Source organism: Phaeobacter sp. SYSU ZJ3003 (genome assembly GCF_041300735.1).
GTDB classification, from domain to species: Bacteria; Pseudomonadota; Alphaproteobacteria; order Rhodobacterales; family Rhodobacteraceae; genus Phycobacter; species Phycobacter gallaeciensis_A.
This window is the reverse complement of sequence record NZ_PXNU01000168.1, coordinates 1-217: the sequence shown is the minus strand read 5'-3', so window position 1 is coordinate 217 and position 217 is coordinate 1. Positions and strand designations below refer to the sequence as shown.

1 pseudogene is annotated in these 217 nt (G+C 61.3%); it reads left to right on the top strand.

From position 1 onward, the window contains the following. Positions 1–105 precede the first annotated feature (105 nt). Positions 106–213 (top strand): annotated as a pseudogene (locus C6W91_RS21260) (multicopper oxidase domain-containing protein); the annotation flags it as partial. Positions 214–217 lie beyond the last annotated feature (4 nt).

Sequence of the window (217 nt, the reverse complement as noted above, 5' to 3'; positions counted from 1 at the left end):
GGTCCGCGAAGGCACCCGGTTCCTGACTCCAAAGGACCGTGAAGCCATCGCCACCTATCTGCTCGACTCTGATGGGGGAGCAGCCGAATGAACGATGTGGACGCAACGCGCACCATTACCTTTGCCGCCGACAATCCCGGTGACTGGTTGTTGCACTGCCACATGCTCACCCATGCGGCCTCGGGCATGAAGACATGGGCGCGGGTCACATGAGGGT